4 protein-coding genes are annotated in these 4583 nt (G+C 70.7%); 3 read left to right on the top strand and 1 reads right to left on the bottom strand.

All coding sequences use genetic code 11. The annotated features are described in order from the left end of the window. The first annotated feature begins 34 nt into the window (after positions 1 to 34). Positions 35 to 1282, top strand: coding sequence for a kynureninase (locus RWM17_RS12540; protein ID WP_399540480.1), 1248 nt, complete (start codon positions 35 to 37; stop codon positions 1280 to 1282). A 125-nt stretch (positions 1283 to 1407) separates the two neighbouring features. Here RWM17_RS12540 and RWM17_RS12535 read toward each other — a convergent pair whose 3' ends face one another. Further along, complete coding sequence (locus RWM17_RS12535) at positions 1408 to 2490, bottom strand: LacI family DNA-binding transcriptional regulator (protein WP_399540479.1); 1083 nt, start codon at positions 2488 to 2490, stop codon at positions 1408 to 1410. 87 nt (positions 2491 to 2577) lie between these two features. Here RWM17_RS12535 and RWM17_RS12530 point away from each other — a divergent pair, with 87 nt between their 5' ends. Together RWM17_RS12530 and RWM17_RS12525 are read left to right on the top strand one after the other, a co-directional pair. Next, positions 2578 to 3519 (top strand): sugar ABC transporter permease, encoded by a 942-nt coding sequence (locus RWM17_RS12530; protein ID WP_314104151.1) that lies wholly within the window; start codon positions 2578 to 2580, stop codon positions 3517 to 3519. Then, positions 3519 to 4466, top strand: a complete 948-nt coding sequence (locus RWM17_RS12525; protein ID WP_314104149.1) for a carbohydrate ABC transporter permease — start codon at positions 3519 to 3521, stop codon at positions 4464 to 4466. The genes RWM17_RS12530 and RWM17_RS12525 overlap by 1 nt, the downstream gene beginning before the upstream one ends. Positions 4467 to 4583: the final 117 nt, after the last annotated feature.

The following is a 4583-nucleotide window of genomic DNA, read 5'->3' as shown; positions in this document are numbered from 1 at the left end:
GTCCCCTGCCTCCACGACCACGTCGACCTCGTTCGTGCCGGCCGCCCCGCCCGGGGACCCGGCCGAGCTCGACGACCCGCTGGCGAGTGCGCACCGCGACGCGGCCGACCCGCTCGCGCACCACACGGCCCTCTTCCTGCCCGCGGGCGACGTGGTCTCGTACCTCGACGGCAACTCCCTCGGCCGGCCGATGGCGGCGACGCCGGCCCGTCTCGACGCGTTCGTGCGCGGCGACTGGGGCACGCGCCTGATCCGCTCGTGGGACGAGCGCTGGATGCAGCTCCCCACCGAGCTCGGCGACCGGATCGGCGCCGCCGCCCTCGGAGCGGCCCCGGGGCAGACGGTCGTGGCCGACTCGACGACGGTGCTGCTCTACAAGGCGATCCGCGCCTCCCTGGCGGCCCGCCCCGACCGGCACGAGATCGTCATCGACGACGACCAGTTCCCGACCGACCGCTTCGTCGTCGAGGGCATCGCCCGCGAGCGCGGCGCGACCGTGCGCTGGCTCTCGGTCGACGAGACCCGGGGGGTGACGCCCGAGCAGGTCCGCGAGGCGGTCGGGCCCGACACGGCGGTGGTGCTCGTCAACCACGTGTCGTACCGGTCGGGGTTCCTCGCCGACCTGCCGGCGATCACCGGGATCGTGCACGAGGCCGGGGCGTTGCTCGTCGCGGACCTCTGCCACTCCGTGGGCGTCGTGCCGACCGAGCTCGACGCGTGGGGAGTCGACGTCGCCGTCGGCTGCACGTACAAGTACCTGAACGGCGGGCCGGGCGCGCCGGCGTTCCTCTACGCCCGCGCCGACCTGCTGCCCGAGCTCGAGCAGCCCGTGCAGGGCTGGATGGGCGCCGCCGACGTGTTCGCCATGGCCGAGGGCTACGTGCCCGACGCGGGCATCCGCAAGTTCATCAGCGGCACCCCGCCCGTCGTCGGCATGCTCGCCATGCAGGACATGCTCGACGCGATCGAGGAGGCGGGCCTCCCCGCGATCCGCGAGAAGTCGCTCGCGCTCACCGACTACGCGTTCGACCTCGTCGACGCCTGGCTCGCGCCGCTCGGCGTCACGACGGCGACGCCGCGCGAGCACGAGCGCCGGGGCAGCCACGTGACGGTGCGGCACCCGCGGTTCCGCGAGGTCGTCGCGACGCTCTGGCAGGAGGGGGTGGTGCCGGACTTCCGCGGCCCTGACGCCCTGCGCATCGGCCTCTCGCCGCTCAGCACCACCTTCGACGAGGTGCGCGTCGGGGTGGCCGCGATCCGCGAGGCGCTGCAGCAGGGCTGACCCGCGCCTCCCGCGCTCGCTGACCCGAGGGGAGGGCTAGGGCGAGGCGCATCGCAAAGCGAGGCAGATCTGCGCTGTTCGGCCTCGGCGATGCCGCAGTTGCGCCGCCCTGTCGCGGATCACTCTCAAATTTGAGAATCGGAGGCTCTGGGCGCGGCAGCAGCGGGGGCTGGCCCGGCGCTCTCGCGCACCACTAGTCGCGTCGGCACGATGCGGTCGCCCGATGCCGGCTTCCCCTCGAGCAGCTCGAGGAGGACGCGCATCGAGCGGGCGCCGATCTCGCCGAAGTCCTGGTGCACGGTCGTCAGCGGCGGCCAGAACGAGCCCGACTCGTCCGTGTCGTCGAAGCCGACCACGCTGATCTCGCCCGGGATCGACCGTCCGCGCTCGTGCAGGGCGTGCATGACGCCGAGGGCCATCTGGTCGTTCGCGGCGACGACCGCCGTCACGTCGTCGCGGCTCGCGATGGCGTGGCCCAGGCGGTGGCCGGAGGCGGTCGTCCAGTCCCCCTTGAGCGGCGCCTCCGGCTCGAGGCCCGCGTCGCGCATCGTCGCGTGCCACGACGCGGAGCGCCGGGTGGCCGAGTACGACGTGTCGGGGCCGGCGACGTGGACGATGCGCGTGTGCCCGAGGTCGATCAGGTGCTGGGTCGCGAGGCGGGTGCCCTGCTCCTGGTCGGTGTCGACCACGACGAAGGGGTCGCCGGCGTCCGAGTCGATGATGACGACGGGCAGCCCGCTCGGGATGATCACGTCGGCCCGGTCGAGCATGTGCGCCTCGATGATGATGACGACTCCGTCGACCGCCTCCTCCTGCAGGCGGCTGAAGGCGCCGGCCACCTCGCCCTCGGTGGGCTGGGCGACGGGCATCAGCGTGATCGTGTACCCGGCGCCGGAGGCGGCGGTCACGATCGCGTCGAGGGTGCGCATGTTCCCGAGGGTGGACAGCGTGAACATGATCACGCCGACGCTGCGGAAACGACCCGTCTTCAGCGCCCTGGCCGCGCTGTTCGGCCGGTAGTCGAGCGCTGCCATCGCGTCGAGCACCTTCTGGCGGGTGCCGTCCTCGACGTTCTGCGCGCCGTTCGAGACGCGCGAGACGGTCTGCGACGAGACGCCGGCGCGCGCGGCGACGTCGGCCATCGACACCGTGCGGGTGCGCGGGGCGCGTCGAGATGCCGACTTGATTTCGGACGGCGGAGGTGTCATGGTTGCGAGCATCCCAGATGTTTACGTAAACACACACCCTCCCGGGCAGCGTGTTCACGGCTCCTCACCCCGATGAAGTGGATGGACATGACGACGTTGTCGACACCCGCGACCCGCTCGGAGGCGACCTCGCCGGCGCCCCGCAGCAGCTCGCAGATCCGTCGCGACAAGCGACGCTGGACCGGCTGGGGCTTCGTGCTCCCGTTCCTCGTCGTCTTCGCACTCGTGCTCGTGGCCCCCGTGGTCTACGCGATCTACCTGAGCCTGTTCCAGGAGCAGATGATCGGCGGCAACTCGTTCGTCGGCGCCGACAACTACGTCCGCGCGCTCACCGACCCGAACTTCTGGGACGCGCTCGGCCGCGTCGCGCTGTTCCTCGTGGTGCAGGTGCCGATCATGCTGATCGTCGCCCTGGCCGCCGCCCTCGCCCTCGACTCGGCCCGACTGCACTTCACGGCGTTCTTCCGCATCTCGATCTTCCTGCCCTACGCCGTGCCCGCGGTCGTCGCCGCCCTGATGTGGGGCTTCATCTACGGCAACCGCTTCGGCCTCGTCGGCAACCTCGAGGACGCCACGGGCTGGGACCTCCCCGACCTGCTCTCCCAGAGCTGGGTGCTCGCGTCGATCGGCAACATCGTCACGTGGGAGTTCGTCGGCTACAACATGCTGCTGTTCTACGCCGCCTTGCGCGTCATCTCGCCCGACCTCTACGAGGCCGCCGAGCTCGACGGCGCCGGCCCGTTCCGCATCGTCCGCAACATCAAGCTGCCCGCCATCCGCGGCGCGATCGTCATCGGCATCATCTTCTCGATCATCGGCAGCTTCCAGCTCTTCAACGAGCCCAACATCCTGCAGACGCTGGCGCCCAACGCGATCAGCACCTTCTTCACCCCGAACATGTACGCCTACAACCTGTCGTTCGCGGGCCAGCAGTTCAACTACTCCGCCGCCATCGCGATCATCATGGGCGTCCTGACGATGGTCGTCGCCTACGTGGTCCAGCTCGTCGGCACCCGGAAGGACAACTGATGTCGACCCTCACCGGATCCCCCGTCGCCGCGCCCGACGCGGGCACCCCCACCGTCACCCCGAACCGTGTCGCGACCGCCCGCAAGCGCCGCGCCGGCGCCCCCCGCGACAAGCGCAGCGTGCTGCTCACCGTCGTGATGGCCCTGCTGCTCGTCTACTCGGTGCTGCCGCTCTTCTGGCTGCTCGTCAACTCGACCAAGACGCAGGAGGCGCTGTTCAGCTCGTTCGGCCTCTGGTTCAGCGGTGACTTCGCGCTGGTCGACAACATCGAGGGCGTCTTCACCTACGGCGACGGCGAGTTCGTCCGCTGGCTCGGCAACACCCTGCTCTACGTGGTGGTGGGCGCAGGAGGCGCGACCCTGCTGGCCACGCTGGCCGGCTACGGCCTGGCCAAGTTCGACTTCCCGGGCAAGAAGGCGGTCTTCGCGGTCGTGCTGGGCGCGGTCGCCATCCCGGGCACCGCCCTCGCGGTCCCGACGTTCCTGATGTTCAGCCAGATGGGCCTGACCAACACCCCGTGGGCGATCATCCTGCCCTCGCTGATCAGCCCCTTCGGCCTCTACCTGATCTGGACCTACGCCGTCGACTCCGTGCCGACCGAGATCCTCGAGGCCGCGCGCATGGACGGCTCGAGCGAAGTCCGCACGTTCTTCACCATCAGCCTCCGCCTCCTCAGCCCCGGCCTCATCACCGTGCTGCTCTTCTCGATCGTCGCGACCTGGAACAACTACTTCCTGCCGCTGATCATGCTGAGCGACTCGCGCTGGTACCCCCTGACGGTCGGCCTGAACCAGTGGAACGCGCAGTCGACGACCGTCGGCGGCGACCCGATCTACAACCTCGTCATCACGGGATCGTTCCTCGCGATCATCCCGATCGTCGTGGCGTTCCTCTTCCTCCAGCGCTACTGGCAGTCCGGCCTCTCGGCCGGCGGCGTCAAGGCCTGACGCGGGTCGGCACAGCCGACCCGCCCCGCCACGGCCCCGCCCCCCCCACCGCCCCGCCCGTGACAGAGGCACTCCCCCGTCCCCCCGGCACGTGGGGGGTCTATGGCCCACCCCGGG

The organism is uncultured Frigoribacterium sp., assembly GCF_963515265.1.
Taxonomy (GTDB): Bacteria; Actinomycetota; Actinomycetes; order Actinomycetales; family Microbacteriaceae; genus Frigoribacterium.
Note: the sequence above shows the minus strand (reverse complement) of the source record. Positions and strands in the feature narration are given on the sequence as shown.